Source organism: Micromonospora sp. NPDC000121 (genome assembly GCF_042899165.1).
GTDB lineage: Bacteria > Actinomycetota > Actinomycetes > Mycobacteriales > Micromonosporaceae > Micromonospora.
The window spans coordinates 191,559-208,144 of the sequence record NZ_JBIAZP010000005.1; the positions used below are offsets into that span (position 1 = coordinate 191,559).

12 protein-coding genes and 1 pseudogene are annotated in these 16,586 nt (G+C 75.9%); 4 read left to right on the top strand and 9 right to left on the bottom strand.

Features of this window, described 5'->3' with window-relative positions:
* Positions 1-138: 138 nt before the first annotated feature.
* From ACFY23_RS16885 to ACFY23_RS16920, 8 genes and pseudogenes are all read right to left on the bottom strand, one after another.
* On the bottom strand, positions 139-1,737 hold the full coding sequence (locus ACFY23_RS16885) for a M28 family metallopeptidase (RefSeq protein ID WP_350683755.1): 1,599 nt from the start codon (positions 1,735-1,737) through the stop codon (positions 139-141).
* Positions 1,738-1,899: 162 nt separating this feature from the next.
* Positions 1,900-2,229: a monovalent cation/H(+) antiporter subunit G gene (mnhG, locus tag ACFY23_RS16890; protein ID WP_350683761.1), complete on the bottom strand. Its 330-nt coding sequence runs from the start codon at positions 2,227-2,229 to the stop codon at positions 1,900-1,902.
* Positions 2,229-2,498: a monovalent cation/H+ antiporter complex subunit F gene (locus ACFY23_RS16895; protein WP_350683753.1), complete on the bottom strand. Its 270-nt coding sequence runs from the start codon at positions 2,496-2,498 to the stop codon at positions 2,229-2,231. Before ACFY23_RS16895 ends, mnhG begins: the two co-directional genes overlap by 1 nt.
* Complete coding sequence (locus ACFY23_RS16900) at positions 2,495-3,079, bottom strand: Na+/H+ antiporter subunit E (protein ID WP_350683751.1); 585 nt, start codon at positions 3,077-3,079, stop codon at positions 2,495-2,497. The genes ACFY23_RS16895 and ACFY23_RS16900 overlap by 4 nt, the downstream gene beginning before the upstream one ends.
* Positions 3,076-4,581 carry a Na+/H+ antiporter subunit D gene (locus ACFY23_RS16905; RefSeq protein WP_350683749.1) on the bottom strand — a complete coding sequence of 502 codons (1,506 nt, stop codon included), beginning with the start codon at positions 4,579-4,581 and terminating at the stop codon, positions 3,076-3,078. Before ACFY23_RS16905 ends, ACFY23_RS16900 begins: the two co-directional genes overlap by 4 nt.
* 25 nt (positions 4,582-4,606) lie before the next feature.
* Positions 4,607-5,086, bottom strand: a complete 480-nt coding sequence (locus ACFY23_RS16910) for a Na(+)/H(+) antiporter subunit C (protein ID WP_350683747.1) — start codon at positions 5,084-5,086, stop codon at positions 4,607-4,609.
* The gene (locus ACFY23_RS16915; protein ID WP_350683745.1) at positions 5,083-7,917 is read right to left on the bottom strand and encodes a Na+/H+ antiporter subunit A; all 2,835 of its coding nucleotides are present in this window, start codon (positions 7,915-7,917) and stop codon (positions 5,083-5,085) included. Before ACFY23_RS16915 ends, ACFY23_RS16910 begins: the two co-directional genes overlap by 4 nt.
* A 195-nt stretch (positions 7,918-8,112) precedes the next feature.
* Positions 8,113-8,470: pseudogene (locus tag ACFY23_RS16920) on the bottom strand (hypothetical protein); the annotation flags it as partial.
* A 171-nt stretch (positions 8,471-8,641) separates the two neighbouring features.
* On the opposite strand from ACFY23_RS16920, the gene ACFY23_RS16925 reads away from it, so the two are divergent.
* Positions 8,642-13,324: a DEAD/DEAH box helicase gene (locus ACFY23_RS16925; protein ID WP_387036975.1), complete on the top strand. Its 4,683-nt coding sequence runs from the start codon at positions 8,642-8,644 to the stop codon at positions 13,322-13,324.
* A 204-nt stretch (positions 13,325-13,528) separates the two neighbouring features.
* Here ACFY23_RS16925 and ACFY23_RS16930 read toward each other — a convergent pair whose 3' ends face one another.
* The gene (locus ACFY23_RS16930; protein WP_350683739.1) at positions 13,529-14,125 is read right to left on the bottom strand and encodes a hypothetical protein; all 597 of its coding nucleotides are present in this window, start codon (positions 14,123-14,125) and stop codon (positions 13,529-13,531) included.
* Between the two features lie 157 nt (positions 14,126-14,282).
* Between ACFY23_RS16930 and ACFY23_RS16935 the strand changes: the two genes are divergently transcribed.
* The 3 genes from ACFY23_RS16935 to ACFY23_RS16945 all read left to right on the top strand — a co-directional run bounded on the left by ACFY23_RS16935 (position 14,283) and on the right by ACFY23_RS16945 (position 16,573).
* Positions 14,283-14,780 (top strand): GNAT family N-acetyltransferase, encoded by a 498-nt coding sequence (locus ACFY23_RS16935; RefSeq protein WP_350683737.1) that lies wholly within the window; start codon positions 14,283-14,285, stop codon positions 14,778-14,780.
* A gap of 10 nt (positions 14,781-14,790) precedes the next feature.
* Positions 14,791-15,597, top strand: a complete 807-nt coding sequence (locus tag ACFY23_RS16940; protein ID WP_350683735.1) for an SAM-dependent chlorinase/fluorinase — start codon at positions 14,791-14,793, stop codon at positions 15,595-15,597.
* A 136-nt stretch (positions 15,598-15,733) separates the two neighbouring features.
* On the top strand, positions 15,734-16,573 hold the full coding sequence (locus ACFY23_RS16945) for a zinc finger domain-containing protein (protein ID WP_350683733.1): 840 nt from the start codon (positions 15,734-15,736) through the stop codon (positions 16,571-16,573).
* Positions 16,574-16,586 lie beyond the last annotated feature (13 nt).

A 16,586-nucleotide genomic window follows, 5' to 3' on the forward strand; every position in this document is an offset into this window, starting at 1 on the left:
GAGTCGATCATGCGGCCATTTTATCCGCGCCGGCTGCACGCCCGCTGAAGGTGCGCCGAAGGCCCCCTGTCGTCCGGTTACGGGTCGTCGTGGATCACCCCGTTCCGTCCCGCCGGCGCGACAGGGGGCCGTGCCGGCTCAGCTCTGGGTGATCTTCACGTCGTCCACGGCCGCCTCGACGAGGCTGGCGCCGCCGGCGTCCGCCGCGTCCACGACGATCCTTACGGTCTGTCCCCGCAGGGCCGAGACGTCCGCGCCGGCGGTCTGCCAGGACGCCGCCCGGTTGCTCGCGGCCCCGGTCGCGTGCAGCGCCGTGACGGTGCTGCTCCCGACCACCCGGACGCGCAGGTAGTCGGCGCTGCTGGCGTTGTTCAAATGGGCCAGGTACCAGGAGAGGGAGAGGTGGAGCGTGCCGGTCGACGGCAGGGTGATGGCCGGCGACTGGATCGTGGTCACCCCGCCGTCGAGGTCGTACGCCCCGGCGCTGCCGCCGGCGAGCGGCCCGGTGACCAGGTCGAAGCTGCCGCTGACCGTCGTGCCGAGCTGGGTGGTCACGCCCGAGCTGCTGGTGGCCGCGGGGTCGCCGCGCTCCCACCGGCCGAGGGTTGCGGTGTCGGTGCCGGCCGGGTTCGCGGTCCACCCGGTCGCGGTCTCGAAGGTGTCGCTCCAGACCGTGCTGCCCGGCGGGGTCCCCGTCCCGGCCAGCGCCCACACCGTGTACGCGATCGCGTCGGCGTTGCGGTCCAGCGCCGTGTCGTTGATGTTGGCGGTGGTGTCGCAGGACCGGTGGTAGCAGGGGTCGAACGCCTGGCCCGCCGTGCCGCCCCAGAGCGAGGCGTGGGTGCTGGACTTGATGCCCTCGGCGCCGGTGAAGGTGCCGCCGGCCGGGATGCCGACGCCGATGAACGGCCCGTAGTCGCTGCGGCCGTCGAAGTCGGTGCCCCGGGTCGGCACGCCAATCGAGGCGAAGTACGCCTGGATGGTCTGCTCGATCTGCGCCGAGCCGGCCGGGCCGGGCCCGGAGCCCACCCCGTCGGAGTTGTCGCCGTCGTAGACGAAGTAGCCGGCGTTGGGCGAGCCGACCATGTCGAAGTTGAGGTACTGCTTGATCTTGGTGCGCTCGGTCGACGGCAGGTTGTTCACGTAGTACTGCGAGCCGCGCAGCCCCAGTTCCTCGGCGCCCCACCAGCCGAAGCGCAGGTGCTTCGTGGGGGTGAGGCCGCTGCGGGCCACCGCGAGGGCGGTCTCCAGGATCGCCGCCGAGCCGGAGCCGTTGTCGTTGATGCCGGGGCCGGCGGAGACGCTGTCCAGGTGCGCCCCGGTCATGACCACCTGGTTCGGGTCGCCGCCCGGCCAGTCGGCGATCAGGTTGTAGCCGGTGGCGCCGTTGTAGGTGAACGACTGCACCACGGTGCTGAACCCGGCCGCGTCGAGGTGTCCCTTGACGTAGTTGACGGAGGCGAGGTAGCCGGGGCGGCCGTGCGCCCGGTTGCCGCCGTTGGCGGTGGCGATGGACTGGAACTGGGACAGGTGGGCCTTCACGTTGGCCAGCGGGACGTCGGGCGCCGCCAGCGCCGCCGGTCCGGCGCCGGGAGCGGCGGCAGGCGCGGCCGGGGCAGCCGGAACGGCAGGGGCGGCGGTGCCGGTGGGCGCGGCGGTCGCCGAGGAGGCGGTCACGACCGCCGCCGCCACGGCCGCCGCGGCCAGCCAGGCGGAGCGGGGGGTACGAGGTCTCATGGGTCCTCCGGGTGGGGGCGGAGTCTCGGCTCCCGTCGGGTGGGCGGTCACCGGTGGACGACCATTGATCGACGGTCATCACTGCGAAAGCGTGCAGCGGGACCCGTCCCCCGGCAATACACAAGACTCAGAATCGCCGCATTCCCCGAATTGGGACGCCCGTCAGCGGTCGGCGAGTTCGTCGGCGTCGAGGAGGTCGGGGTCCACCCGGCCGGTGCGGTAGGCGGCCCGGCCGATCATCTGTGCCGCCACCGGAGCGGTCGCGAGCTGGAAGAGCGCGACCAGGGCCACCATGCCCAGGTCGGCCGGGGCGCGCAGCCGCAGCGCCACGCCGAGCAGCAGGAGCAGCACCCCCAGCACCTGCGGCTTGGTGGCCGCGTGCATCCGGTCCAGCGTGGCCGGGAAGCGCAGCACCCCGATCCCGGCGGCGAGGCTCAGCAGCGCGCCGGCCACCAGGCAGCCGGCGCCGACCCAGTCGGCGACCGTGCCGATCACGCCTCCTCCTTCTCGCGGGCGGCGAAGCGGACCAGCGACACCGAGCCGACGAAGCCGAGCAGGGAGAGCACCACCAGCACCGGCAGGGTGGTGGCGTGGCGGTTCACCGCCGCCTCGGCGCCGACCGCGCCGACCATCGTGGCGAGCAGCATGTCGGCGGCGACCACCCGGTCGATCAGGGACGGCCCCCGGTAGAGCCGGATCAGGGCGAGCAGCGCGGTCACCGAGAACAGGACGGTGAGGACGACGACGAGGAACGCGGTCACGGTCCAGGCCCCCTCTCGACGGGATCGGTGTCCACCTGGCGCAGCTCCGCGGCGGAGCCGACCGCCCGGACGATCCGCCGCTCGACGGCGAGGATCCGCTCCCGGCTGTCGGTCAGGTCCTGCGGGCCGCGGACGTCGAGCACGTGCACGTAGAGGACCCCGGCGTCCCGGTCCACCTCGACGATCAGCGTGCCCGGCACCAACGAGATCGCCTCGGCGGTGAGCGCCAGGTTCAGGTCGGTGCGCACGCGCAACCGGACCGCGATGATCGCGCCCCGCGGCCGGCAGCCCGGCTGCACCGCGATCCGGGCGACGTGCAGGCTGGCGCTGACCAGCTCGCCGACGAAACGCACCAGGAAGACCAGCAGCGGTCCGGGGCGCAGCCGCCCACCGAAGGTGACCGGCGGCAGCGGGAAGAACAGCAGCACCGCCCCGGCCACCAGCACCCCGCCGACCAGGTTGCCCCAGGAGAACGTCCCCCAGAGCAGGCACCAGACCAGCACCAGCCAGCCGAGGGCGATCAGCTGGTCCCGCCACCGCACCGCCCGCCCCCGCGACGGCGCGCCGGACTCCGCGCTCACGGCGCGCCGCCGGGCAGCACGGAACGGATGTACGGCGTGCGCTCCCGCAGGTCGACGGCCGCGTCGGCGGTGACGTCGAAGAGTGGCCCGGCGACGACGGTCAGCACCAGCCCCAGCGCGACCAGCGCGACCGTCGCGCCGACCATCAGCCCGGGCAGCCGGACCACCGGCTCGGCGGTGGCCAGCCGGGGGGCGCGCCAGAAGGCGATGTTCCACACCCGCGAGGCCACGTAGAGGGTGAGCAGGCTGGTCACGGCCCCGGCCGCGACCAGCACACCGGGCAGCGGCTCGCCCGCCGCCACCCCGGCCTGGAGCAGGCCGAGCTTGCCGAGGAAACCGGAGAACGGCGGCACGCCGGCGAGGTTCATGGCCGGCACGAAGAAGAGCACCGCGAGCAGCGGCGCCACCCGGGCCAGCCCGCCGATGCGACGCAGGTCGGTGCTGCCGGCCCGCTCCTCGACCAGCCCGGCGACCAGGAACAGCGTGGTCTGGATGGTGATGTGGTGCACCACGTAGAAGATGGCGCCGGACAGCCCGGCCACGGTGCTCAGCGCCACCCCGAAGATCATGTAGCCGATGTGGCTGACCAGGGTGAACGAGAAGAGCCGCTTCATGTCGGACTGGGCCACCGCGCCGAGGATGCCGACCACCATGGTCAGCCCGGCCACCACCATCAGCAGCCCGGCGACCTGGCCGCCGGGGAAGAGCAGCGTCTCGGTCCGGATGATCGCGTAGACGCCGACCTTGGTGAGCAGGCCGGCGAAGACCGCCGTGACCGGCGCCGGCGCGGTCGGGTAGCTGTCCGGCAGCCAGGCCGAGAGCGGGAAGACCGCCGCCTTGACCCCGAAGGCGAGCAGCAGCATCAGCTGCAGACTCAGCCGTACGCCGTCCGGCAGCGCGTCCAGCCGGTGGGCGAGCTGGGCCATGTTCAGCGTGCCGGTGGCCGCGTACACGAGGCCCACCGCGGTGAGGAACAGCATCGAGGAGAGGATGCTGACCACCACGTACGTCGAGCCGGTGCGGATCCGCGTCTCGGTGCCGCCGAGGGTGATCAGCACGAAGCTCGCGGCCAGCAGGATCTCGAACCCGACGAAGAGGTTGAACAGGTCGCCCGCGAGGAACGCGTTCGTCACGCCGGCGGTCAGCACCAGGTAGGTGGGGTGGTAGATGGTCACCGGGACGGTCTCGCCGAAGTCCCCCTGGCCCTGCCCGACGGAGTAGAGCAGCACGCACAGCGTCACCGCCGACGAGACGACCAGCATGAGCGCGGCCAACTGGTCGGCGACCAGCACGATGCCCACCGGCGCCGGCCACCCGCCGACCTGCACCACCACCGGCCCGTGCCGGTATGCCTGCACCAGCAGCAGCACCGCCACCAGCAGCGTGCCGGCGAGGCAGGCCACGCTGACGGCCCGTTGCAGGTGGGGCCACCGGGCGAGCAGCAGGGTCAGCGCCGCGCCCAGCAGCGGCACCACCACCGGCAGCGGCACGAGGGCGCTCACGGGACGACCCCTTCCGCGTACCCGGTCATCCGGGACCGTCCCCGGGCCGGAGCCGGCGCGGCAGCTCGGGGTCCACCTGCTCGGGGTCGGCGTCCGCGCCCTCGCCGCCGAGGTCGGCGGCGAGGGCCTCGTTGCGCTCCGCCGCCCGCCTGATCTGCCGGTCCTCGATGTCGTCGGGGACCTCGTCGTCGCCGGTCAGGTACCAGCTTCGGTAGCTCACGGCCAGCAGGAACGCGGTCAGCCCGAAGGTGATCACGATCGCGGTGAGGATCATGGCCTGCGGCAGCGCGTCGCTCAGCCGGTCGGTCGGCGCGGTGCCCACCACCGGGGCCGCGCCGGCACGTCCACCCATCAGGATGAGCGCGTTGACCCCGTTGCTGATCAGGATGACGCCGAGCAGGATCCGGGTCAGGCTGCGCTCCAGCAGCAGGGTGACCCCGCAACCGACCAGCACGCCGACGGCGACGACCAGCACCAGCGTCGGCCCCTCCACCCCCGGCCTCACGTCCGCTCCCCGCCCCGGTCGACGCGCAGCCCGCCGCCGGAGACGTCGGCCGCCTCGATGTGCCGGTCCACCTCCGCGCCGAGGCTGCGCAGGATGTCCAGCACCAGCCCGACCACGACGAGATAGACCCCGACGTCGAAGAAGAGGGACGTGATCACGTAGAAGTCGCCGATCAGCGGCAACCACAGGTCGATCCGGGCGCTCTCGAGCACCGACCCGCCCGCCAGCAGCGCGATCACCCCCGTGCCGATCGAGACGAACAGGCCGGCGCCGAGCACCGTGCCGGCGCCGACCGGGGCGGCCTCGGCCAGCTCGTAGCGGCCGCCGGCCAGGTAGCGCACGACCAGCGCCAGGCTCGCCACCAGGCCGCCGGCGAACCCGCCGCCCGGGGCGTTGTGGCCGGAGAAGAGCAGGAACAGGGAGAAGACCACCACGGTGTGGAAGATCAGCCGGGTGACCACCTCCAGCACGATGGAGCGCTGCCGCTCGTGCAGGGTCGCGCCACCGCGCAGCCAGACCGGGCGACCCGGCCGGTGCGCCGGACCCGCCGGCTCGGGTCGGCGCGGACGCGGGCCGGTGCGGGACCGCTGGAAGATCAGGCTGGCCACGCCGGTCGCGGCGACCACCAGCACCGCCAACTCCCCCATGGTGTCCCAGGCGCGGATGTCGACGAGGGTCACGTTGACCACGTTGCGGCCGTACCCCTGGCTGACGGCGAGGTCGGGAAAGGCGTCGGAGATGGTCGGCGCGTCCCGGGCCGCCGCGGCGGTGAGCGCCAGCCCGGCCGCCACCACGCCGGCCGCCACGCCGATCGCCCGGCGCACCCAGCGGCGACGGCGCGGGCGGGCCGAGAACCGCTCGGGCAGCCGGCGCAGCACCAGCACGAACACCGCGATGGTGGCGGTCTCGACGAGGAACTGGGTCAGCGCCAGGTCCGGCGCGCCGTAGAGCACGAAGAGCATCGCGCTGCCGTAGCCCGTCATCCCCACCAGCAGCATCGCCGTCAGCCGCCGCCGGGCGCCCACCCCCAGCACCGCCGCCACGGTCACCACGGCCACCACCACGACCTGCAACGGGCTGTCCCAGGGGTCGATCCGGTCCTGCCACGGCCGGGTGGCCAGCATCGCCCCGCCGGGCAGCACCGCGAAGGCGAGCAGGATGATCCCGAGGTACTGCGGCAGCGAACCCCGCTGGGTGACGCTGGTGACCTCGATGGCCAGCCGGTCGAACCGGCCGATGACCCACTCGTACCCCTGGTTGCCGCTGACCGGGACGTGCAGCCGGGCCAGCGCCGGGGCGAGGGGGCCGCGCAGCGCGTGCAGCGCCGCGCCGCCGGCCACGGCGACGGCGGAGAGGCCGAGCGCGGGGCTGAGGCCGTGCCACAGCGCCAGGTGCCCGCCGACCGTGCCGAAGAGTTCGGCGTACGGGGCGAGCAGGCCGTCGAGGATCCCGGCTGCCGGGCCGGCGACCAGCCCGAGGGCGGCCAGCAGGGCCGGCGGGGCGAGCATCGGCACGGGGATCCGCCCCGGGTCGGACGGCTCCACGCCGGGCCGGGTGGCGAACGCGCCCCAGACGAACCGGGCGCTGTAGGCGACGGTGAGCGCGGTGCCGGCCACCAGCACGGCGAGGACCACGGGCCGGTCGGTGAAGGCGGCCAGCACGGCCTCCTTGGCGACGAAGCCGACCAGCGGCGGCAGGCCGGCCATCGAGGCGGCGGCGAGCACCGCGACGGTGGCCAGCAGCGGCGCCCGCCGGCCCAGGCCGGACAGTTCCCGCAGGTCGCGGCTGCCGGCGCCGTGGTCGACGATGCCGACGACGAGGAACAGCGCCGCCTTGAACAGAGCGTGGGCCAGCAGCATGGCCACGCCGGCCAGCGCGGCGTCGGGGGTGCCCGCCCCGACGACCACGGCGAGCAGGCCGAGCTGGCTGACCGTGCCGTACGCCAGCAGCAGCTTCAGGTCGGTCTGCCGCAGCGCCGCCCAGCCTCCCACCAGCATGGTCGCCAGGCCGGCGACCACCACCACCGGCCGCCACGGGCCGACGCCCGCCAGCACCGGGGCGAGCAGCCCGATCAGGTAGACGCCGGCCTTCACCATCGCGGCGGCGTGCAGGTACGCGCTGACCGGCGTCGGGGCCGCCATCGCCACCGGCAGCCAGGAGCTGAACGGCAGCACCGCCGACTTGGCCAGCGCCCCGGCCAGGATCAGCAGCACCGCCGTGACCAGGTACGCCCCGTCGGGCAGCGGACCGGCGGCGATCTCGGACCAGCGGTAGCCGCCGGCGTGGTGGCCGAGCATGATGAACCCGACCAGCATGGCCAGCCCGCCGAGGGTGGTCACGGTCAGCGCCTGGGCGGCCGCCCAGCGGCTGGCGCGCCGCTCCGTGCTGTGCCCGATCAGCAGGTACGAGAAGATCGTGGTCAGTTCCCAGCAGACGTAGAGCAGCAGCAGGTCGTCGGCGAGGACCAGCCCCAGCATCGCCCCGGCGAAGGCCACCAGCACGGCCGCGAAGCGGGCCATCCCGACCGACCCGGGGCCGAAGTAGCGGGCGCTGTAGACCAGGACCAGCGCGCCGACGCCGCCGACGAGCAGGGTCATCAGCCAGGACAGGGTGGTCAGCCGCAGCGCCAGGTCGAGCCCGAGCTGCCGGATCCACGGGTACGTCTCCACCACCGCCCCGCCGTCGCGGACGGCGGGCGTGCGGGCCAGCGCCCAGCCGAAGGCGGCGGCCGGCGCCAGCGCCAGCGCGTAGCAGGCGCGCGGACCCCACCGCCGGACCAGCAGCGGCGCCAGGAGGGCCGCCACGAGGTGGAGGATCAGCAGTACGAGCACCCGCACTCCCGGTCGAGGTGGCAGCGGCGCGCGCCGGAGGTGGGCCGGCACCTAGGTGCGATCAGACGCCAGATGACCGCCCGCCGGGCCGTTTTGCGGGAATTCGTACCCTCGGTCGGCCCTGCCGATCTCCGTCGGTGCCGGGCACGGGCCGGGCGCGGCGCGGTCAGGCGATGGTGACGTCGGCGGCGGGGACGGCGGACTCCCGGGCCGGGCGCTCCCGGCGCGTCTCCACCACCAGGTCGGGGCGGTCGAGCTGGAGCACGACCTTGTTGACCACCCGCTGGGCGGCGGCGAGCGACCGCACCGACAGCAGCCGGCCCCGGCTCTCCCGGCGCAGCACGAAGTAGTGCACCGCGGCGCGCACCTGGCCCCGGTCGGCGGCGCTGGCCTGGGCGGTGGAGACGACCAGCTCCCGCAGCGCCGCGGCCAGCCGCTCGGCCAGCTCCAGCTCCGGCCCGGCGAGACCGGCGCGGACGGCGGCGAGATGACTGTCGACCTTACGGATGAGCACGTCGGTGCCGGGCTCGAAGCTCCGCTGCTCGACGGTCATCCGATCCCCTCCACCCCGGTCGGCTGCGAGTGAAGTTACTTTATGTTGCGCGCCACAAGCAAGCAGTTAAGTAAGACTTAACGCATTGAACGGCACAACCATCGCGTATGAACCGGACCAGGACACAATCAGCGCCCGCCCGGCGACCGGATGTCAGACGGCCGGGGCAGGATGGATGGCGTGACGGATGCGATGGCGGGTTTCGGCGCGGCCACCCGGGAATGGTTCACCGCCGCCTTCGCCGCGCCCACCGCCGCCCAGGCCGGCGCCTGGAATTCCGTCGCCGCCGGCCGCAACGCGCTGGTGGTCGCCCCCACCGGCTCCGGCAAGACGCTCGCCGCGTTCCTCTGGTCGCTCGACCGGCTGGCCCGCGAGCCGGCCCCGGCCGACCGCCGGCACCGCTGCCGGGTGCTCTACGTCAGCCCGCTCAAGGCGCTCGCGGTCGACGTCGAGCGCAACCTGCGCACGCCCCTCGCCGGGATCCGGCAGGCCGCCACCCGGCTGGGCGTCGCCCCGCCGGAGATCACCGTGGGGATGCGCACCGGCGACACCCCGGCCGACGAGCGGCGCGCGTTCGCCCGCACCCCGCCGGACATCCTCATCACCACGCCCGAGTCGCTGTTCCTCCTGCTGACCTCCGCCGCCCGCGACTCCCTGCGCGGCGTCGAGACGGTCATCGTCGACGAGGTGCACGCGGTGGCCGGCACCAAGCGCGGGGCGCACCTCGCGCTCTCCCTGGAACGCCTCGACGAGTTGCTGCCCGCGCCGGCGCAGCGGATCGGCCTGTCGGCCACGGTCCGGCCGGTCGACGCGTGCGCCCGCTTCCTCGGCGGCGCCCGACCCGTCGACGTCGTCGCCCCGCCCACCGCCAAGACGATCGAGGTCAGCGTCCAGGTGCCGGTGGAGGACATGACCCGCCTCGACGAGCAGGAGCCGCCGGAGGACGACCTCGGCGGGCTCGGGCCACGCCGGGCGTCGATCTGGCCGGCGGTCGAGGAGCGCGTCTTCTCCCTGATCCGGGCGCACCGCTCGACCATCGTCTTCACCAACTCGCGGCGCTCCGCCGAGCGGCTCTGCGCGCGGCTCAACGAGCTGGCCGCCGACGAGCTGGCCGGTCTCGACGCCGAGCGCGACGGGGCCGCGCCGGCCCGGGGCGTCGACGCGTGGGGCGGCCCCGCCAGCTTCGACCGGGGCACGGGCGCGCGGAGCGGCCCCGCCAGCCCGGCCCGGGGCACCGGCGTGTCGGGCGGTTTCGCCGGCCCGGCGCGCCGCACGCCGGCCGAGATGATGGCCCAGGCGGGCGGGGCGGCCGGCGCGCCGACCGTGATCGCCCGCGCCCACCACGGCAGCGTCTCGCGGGAGGAGCGCAAGCACATCGAGGAGGCGCTCAAGTCCGGCCAACTGCCCGCCGTGGTGGCCACCTCCAGCCTGGAGCTGGGCATCGACATGGGCGCGGTCGACCTGGTGGTGCAGATCGAGGCGCCGCCCAGCGTGGCCGCCGGCCTGCAGCGGGTGGGCCGGGCCGGGCACCAGGTCGGCGCGGTCTCCCGGGGTGTGGTCTTCCCCAAGCACCGGGGCGACCTGCTGTCCTGCACGGTGGTGGCCGAGCGGATGGGCGGTGGCGCCATCGAGGAGCTGCACTATCCGCGCAACCCGCTCGACGTGCTGGCCCAGCAGATCGTCGCCATGGTCGCGCTGGAGCCGTGGCAGGTCGGCGACCTGGCCGTCCTGGTCCGCCGGGCGGCGCCCTTCGCCGAGCTGCCCGACTCGGCCCTGCACGCCGTGCTCGACATGCTCTCCGGCCGCTACCCGTCCACCGCGTTCGCCGAGCTGCGGCCCCGGCTGGTCTGGGACCGCGCCACCGACACGCTCACCGGCCGGCCCGGCGCGCAGCGGCTCGCGGTGACCAGCGGCGGCACCATCCCCGACCGGGGGCTCTTCGGCGTCTTCCTGGCCGGCGCCGAACGGGCCGCCCGGGTCGGCGAGCTGGACGAGGAGATGGTCTACGAGTCGCGGGTCGGCGACGTTTTCCTGCTCGGCTCCTCGTCCTGGCGGATCGAGGAGATCACGCCCGACCGGGTGCTGGTCTCCCCGGCCCCCGGGCAGGCGGCGAAGATGCCGTTCTGGAAGGGCGACCAGCTCGGCCGGCCCGTCGAGCTGGGCCGGGCCATCGGCGCCCGGGTGCGCGCCCTGCTGCGGCAGGACGACGAGGCCGCCGTCGCCGCGCTGCGGGCCGGCGGGCTCGACGACTGGGCCGCCGGCAACCTGATGGCCTACCTGCGCGAGCAGCGGGCCGCCACCCGGTCCCTGCCCGACGACCGCACCGTGGTGGTCGAGCGGTTCCGCGACGAGCTGGGCGACTGGCGGCTGGCCGTCCACAGCGTGCTCGGCGCCCGGGTCAACGGGCCCTGGGCGCTGGCGATCAGTCGCCGGCTCGCCGAGCGCTACGGGGTGGACGCCCAGGTGATGCCGTCCGACGACGGCATCGTCGTCCGCCTGCCGGACACGGCCGACGAGCCACCGGGCGCCGACGTGGTGGTCTTCGAGCCGGAGGAGATCACGCAGCTCGTCGAGGAGTCGGTCGGCACCTCCGCGCTGTTCGCGTCCCGGTTCCGGGAGTGCGCCGCCCGGTCGCTGCTGCTGCCCCGCCGCGACCCGCGCCGCCGCCAGCCGCTGTGGCAGCAGCGCCAGCGCGCCGCCCAGCTGCTCGACGTCGCCCGCGAGTACGCCGACTTTCCCGTCACCCTCGAGGCCGCCCGGGAGTGCCTCCAGGACGTCTTCGACCAGCCCGCGCTGGCGGAGCTGATGCGCGACCTGGCCGCCCGCAAGGTGCGCCTGGTCGAGGTGGAGACGGCCCAGCCGTCGCCGTTCGCCCGGTCGCTGCTGTTCGGTTACGTCGGGGCCTTCCTCTACGAGGGCGACGCCCCGCTCGCGGAGCGCCGGGCCGCCGCGCTGGCGCTGGACTCGGCCCTGCTCGGCGAGCTGCTCGGCCGCGTCGACCTGCGCGAGCTGCTCGACCCGGCGGTGCTGGCCGAGACCGAGCGGCAGCTGCGCTGGCTGGCCGAGCAGCGCCGCCCGCGCGACGCGGAGGACGTGGTCGAGCTGCTCCGGGTGGTCGGCGACCTGTCCGAGGCCGAGCTGGCCGAGCGGGGCGCGCCCGTGGAATGGCTGACCGGGCTGGCGGCCGCCCGCCGGGTGCTGCGGGTGCGCATCGCCGGCGAGGAGCGCTGGGTGGGTGTCGAGGACGCGGCCCGGCTGCGCGACGCCCTCGGCGTGGCCCTGCCGGTCGGGGTCGCCGAGGCGTACCTCGCCCCGGTGGCCGACCCGCTGGGCGACCTGGTCGCCCGCTACGCGCGTACGCACGGCCCGTTCGCGGCCGCCACCTGCGCCGCCCGGTTCGGGCTCGGGGTCGCCGTGGTGGAGCAGGCGCTGCGTCGGCTCGCCGCCACCGGGCGGGTCGTCTCCGGCGAGTTCAGCCCCGACACGGCCGGCACCCAGTGGTGCGACGCGGAGGTGCTGCGCCTGCTGCGCCGCCGGTCCCTCGCCGCCCTGCGCCGGGAGATCGAGCCGGTGCCGCCCCGCGCGCTGGCCGCGTTCCTGCCCCGGTGGCAGCAGGTCGGCTCTTCGGCGCGCGGGGTGGAGGCGCTGGCCGCGACGATCGAGCAGCTCCAGGGGGCGGCGGTGCCGGCGTCGGCCCTGGAACGCCTGGTGCTGCCCGGCCGGGTCGCCGACTACTCCCCCGCCCAGCTCGACGAGCTGTGCGCCAGCGGCGAGGTGCTCTGGGCCGGCTCGGGGGCGATCTCCGGCGGGGACGGCTGGGTCACCCTCGCGTACGCGGACGCCGCCCCGCTGCTGCTGCCCCTGCCCGACGAGGCGCTCACCCGCACCCCGCTGCACGACGCGGTGCTGGCGGCGCTCGGCGACGGGCAGGCACTGTTCTTCCGCTCGCTGTCCGACCGGGTGGGCTCGACGGACGACGCCGCGTTGACCGCGGTCGTCTGGGACCTGGTCTGGGCCGGTCACCTCACCAACGACACCCTCGCCCCGCTGCGGGCGGTGCTCCGCGGTGGCGGGGCGCACCGGTCCCGCCCGACCGCGCCGCGCACCCGCTACCGCCGCCCCGGGCGGATGGCCCTGCCGACTCGAGGCGGCCCACCGACCGTCGCCGGGCGCTGGTCCCGCCTGCCGGAGCGCGACACCGACCCCACGCGCCGCGCCGCCGCCCTGGCCGACGTGCTGCTCGAACGGCACGGCGTGGTGACCCGGGGGGCGGTCGTGGCCGAGCAGGTGACCGGCGGGTTCGCCGCGGTCTATCCGGTGCTCTCCGCGCTGGAGGAGCGCGGCGCGGCCCGGCGGGGCTACTTCGTCGAGGGGCTGGGCGCGGCGCAGTTCGCGGTGCCGGGCGCGGTGGACCGCATCCGGGCGCTCGCGGAGCCGACCGACGGCGGGCGGGGACGCGGCGGGCCCACCCTGGTGCTCGCCGCGACGGACCCGGCCAACCCGTACGGGGCGGCGCTGCCCTGGCCCGAACGGGTGGTCGACTCGGGCGACGGGGCCGCCCCGGCGACCGGGCACCGGGCGGGGCGCAAGGCCGGCGCCCTGGTGGTACTGGTCGCCGGCGACCTGGTGCTCTACGTCGAGCGCGGCGGGCGGACCATCCTCTCCTTCACCGACGACGCCGACACGCTGGCGGCGGCCGGCAAGGCGCTCGCCGACGCGGTCCACTCCGGCGCGCTGGGCGCGATGTCGGTGGAGCGGGCCGACGGCGAGTCGGTACGCTCCTCGCCGCTGCGCGACGCGCTCACCGCCGCCGGCTTCCGGGCCACCCCACGCGGCCTGCGCCTGCGCGGCTGAACCACGCGCCCCACCACCGGCCGTACACGGCCGGGCCCGGACGACGGCGGGTGGCCGGGTGGCGAGGTAGCCGGGAAACGAAGTGGCCGGGGAGCGAGGTGGCCCGGCGGCCGGGAGGCGAGTTGGCCCGGCAGCCAGGAGGCGGGGTGGCCGGAGGCGGGGTGGCCGGAGACGGGGTGGCCGGAGGTGGGGTGGCCGGGCGCGTCAGCGCAGGCCGGTGAGGACCTTCTCGTACCTGGCGCGGTCGGCCGCCGGCGTCCTCGCCTCCAGGTAGTTGAGCACCACCGCGCCGCGCCGGAAGGACTGGCCGCTCCAGGTCTCGGCGATGTCGCTGGCGCTCGACTCGTCCGGGAAGACGTAGACGGTGACGGCGTCGGTGGCGATCAGCTCGGAGCAGCCCAGGCCGAGGCCGTCCGGCCCGCAGTCGACCGAGCGGTCCCGCGGATTCGGCACCTTCAGCCCGGCCGCCTTGAACGCGTCGACGACCTGCCGCGCGCCGGGCGTCCCGGTCGGCCGGACGGGCAACTCCACCGGCGGCGGACTCGCGGGGCGACGCTCCGTGGTCCCGGTGCTCGGGCCGGCCGGAGCCGCGCCGGTGGGCGTGGCGGCGGGCGGGGCGGCGGGCGGGGTGGCCGTCCCGGGCCCCGCCGTGGGGCCCGACGGCACGTCGGCGGCCGGCGTCGACGCCGAGGCGGCCGGGGGCGCGGCGCGGGGCGGTTCCTCCGCGTCGTCTCCGCAGGCGGCGGTCAGGGCGGCGGCGATCACGAGCGCCGCGACGGCGGGCAGGCTCCGGTTGGTCACCCCTGGCAGTCTGCCCAACCCGGTCCCGTCCCGGCCAGTGGCCGGTCGGCCATCCGGCTGTCCCATATCCGCCAGCGCCCGGTCGACCCCGAATCCCGGGTGCCCGCCCGCACCGGCGACGGTAGGCTCCCGAGCCGGTCGACGAGGGGAGCCGACGATGACCGGGGTGACCGTCCGACCGGCCCGGGCCGGGGACCGCGCGGCGGTCGACGCGCTGCACGAACGCGAGTGGGGCGGCCCGTACGTCGTCGCCCACGACACCCGCTACGACCTGCGTACGCTGCCCACGCTGGTGGCGGTCGACGGCGCCGGCGCGATCGTCGGGGCGCTCGCCCACCACGGCGACGGCGACGGGCTGGAGGTCGTCAGCGTGGCCGCGGCGACGCCCGGCGGGGGCGTCGGCACGGCGCTGCTGGCCGCCGCCGCGGACGTGGCCCGGGCGGCGGGCCTGACCCGGCTGTGGCTCGTCACGACGAACGACAACCTGCGGGCGCTGCGGTTCTACCAGCGACGCGGGCTGCGGCTGGTACGCGTCGACCGGGGCGCGGTGGACCGGGCCCGCCGGCTCAAGCCGGGCATCCCGGTCGTCGGCGAGGACGGCATCCCGCTGCACGACGAGCTGGTCCTGGAACTGCCGCTCACCGCCGGCGGTTAACCTGCCCGGCATGGACCGGACCCCCTGGATCTCGCTGACCACCGACTACGGTCTCGCCGACGGCTTCGTGGCCGCCTGCCACGGGGTGATCGCCCGGCTCGCGCCGGCCGCCCGGGTGATCGACGTGACCCACCTGGTGCCGCCGGCCGACGTGCGCCGGGGCGCGGCGGTGCTGGCGCAGACCGTGCCCCACCTGCCCGAGGGCGTGCACGTGGCGGTGGTCGACCCCGGCGTCGGCACCGCCCGCCGGGGCGTCGCCCTGGCCGCGCCGCGCGGGCTGCTGGTGGGGCCGGACAACGGCCTGCTCGTCGACGCCGCCGATGCGCTGGGCGGGGTCACCGCGGCCGTCGAGCTGACCGCGCCGGACTGGCTCGCGCCCGAGGTGTCCCGCACGTTCCACGGCCGGGACGTCTTCGCGCCCGTGGCCGCGCGGCTGGCGCTCGGCGCCCCGCTGTCCGGGGGCGGCCCGGCCGTCGACCCGGCGACCCTGGTCCGGCTGCCGGCGCCGGTCGTCCGGCCGGAGTCGGCGGGCTTCACCGCCGAGGTGCTGACCGTGGACCACTTCGGCAACGTCCAACTGGCCGCGCCGGCCGACCTGCTGGCGCCGCTGCCGGCCCGGGTGCGGGTACGGCCGGACGTCGGGCCGGGGGCCGGGCGCGAGGCCGTGCACGGCCGCACCTTCGGGGACGCCCCGGCGGGCGGGCTGGTGGTGCACGCCGACTCGGCCGGACTGGTCGCGGTGGCGGTCAACGGCGGCCGGGCGGTCGACCTGCTCACGGTGGCGCCGGGCGACCTGCTGCGCGTCGCGGCCGGGTGAGCTGGTGCGGGTAGCCGACGGCCACCTGCCGCGCGTCGCGGCCCGGTGAGCTGGCACGGGTAGCCGACGGCCGCCTGCCGCGCGTGGCGGCCGGGTGACCGCCGCCGGGTCCCGGGCGGCGGGGGAGGATGGACGGGTGCCCGAAGGCGACACCGTCTGGAACACCGCCCGCGTCCTGCACCGCGCGCTGGCGGGCGCCCGCCTGACCGGCAGCGACTTCCGGGTGCCGCAGCTCGCCGCGACCGACCTCACCGGCTGGACGGTGCGGGAGTCGGCCAGCCGGGGCAAGCACCTGCTGCTCCGCCTGGTCGCCCCGCCGGCAGGAGACGCCCCACCGGGAGACGCCCCGCCGGAAGGCGGCGGGGCGCGCTGGACGCTGCACTCGCACCTGCGGATGGAGGGCGCCTGGCGGGCGTACGCGCCGGGGGAACGGTGGACCGCCCGGCCGGCACACCTGATCCGGGTGGTGCTGCGCGCCCCGCAGGCGGTGGCTGTCGGCTACCACCTGCACGAGCTGTCGCTGGTGCCGACGGCCGAGGAGGACTCGCTGGTCGGCCACCTCGGCCCCGACCTGCTCGGGGCGGACTGGGACCCGACCGAGGCGGTACGCCGGCTGGCCGCCCACCCGGACGCCACCATCGGCGAGGCCCTGCTGGACCAGCGCAACCTGGCCGGCGTCGGCAACCTCTACAAGTGCGAGGTCCTGTTCCTGCGCGGGGTGTCCCCGTGGACTCCGGTACGCGCCGTGCCGGATCTCGCCGGCACCGTGGCCCTGGCGCGGAAGCTGCTCGCGGCCAACCGGGGCCGCTGGACGCAGAGCACCACCGGGTCGCTGCACCGGGGGCAGACCAGCTACGTCTACGGGCGGCGCGCCCAGCCCTGCCGCCGGTGCGGCACCGCCATCCGGAAGGAGGAGCTGGGCGAGCGGGTCACCTACTGGTGCCCCGTCTGCCAGCCCGAACGCCCGGCCGGCTGACGACGCCGAGGCG

Coding starts and splice junctions, on each gene's coding strand:
- ACFY23_RS16885 (WP_350683755.1), bottom strand. CDS start 1,737: ATGAGACCTCGTACCCCCCGCTCCGCCTGGCTGGCCGCGGCGGCCGTG.
- ACFY23_RS16925 (WP_387036975.1), top strand. CDS start 8,642: ATGGATGGCGTGACGGATGCGATGGCGGGTTTCGGCGCGGCCACCCGG.
- ACFY23_RS16935 (WP_350683737.1), top strand. CDS start 14,283: ATGACCGGGGTGACCGTCCGACCGGCCCGGGCCGGGGACCGCGCGGCG.
- ACFY23_RS16940 (WP_350683735.1), top strand. CDS start 14,791: ATGGACCGGACCCCCTGGATCTCGCTGACCACCGACTACGGTCTCGCC.